We start from the raw sequence: 276 nt of genomic DNA, 5'->3' as shown, positions 1-276 counted from the left end.
CTAATAACATGGCATGGTGCTACTATTGATTCGGAGCGAAATCGAGTGACGGTTGGTGAAAATACAATTGAGCTAACGAAAAATGAAATGATCATACTGCATATGATCCTTGAACGAAAAAACAAGATCGTCATCAGAGATGAGTTGATCAATCGCCACTGGGACGATCAACGCTCTGTTAGCGATACAACGCTAACTGTAAACGTTAATCGACTAAGAATAAAACTATCATAATTCGAACTTGGCGAAGCCATCCACACGAAAGTAGGTCAGGGC

General features: G+C 40.9%; 1 protein-coding gene. It reads left to right on the top strand.

What is annotated here, in order from left to right:
• A partial coding sequence (locus Q4550_RS23430) for a winged helix-turn-helix domain-containing protein (protein WP_303536607.1) occupies positions 1-234 on the top strand: 234 nt, incomplete at its 5' end.
• Positions 235-276: the final 42 nt, after the last annotated feature.

It is taken from the genome of Anaerobacillus sp. 1_MG-2023 (assembly GCF_030547345.1).
GTDB classification, from domain to species: domain Bacteria; phylum Bacillota; class Bacilli; order Bacillales; family Guptibacillaceae; genus Guptibacillus; species Guptibacillus hwajinpoensis_B.
The sequence above is the reverse complement of the archived record's forward strand: the minus strand, read 5'-3'. Positions and strand labels throughout refer to the sequence as shown.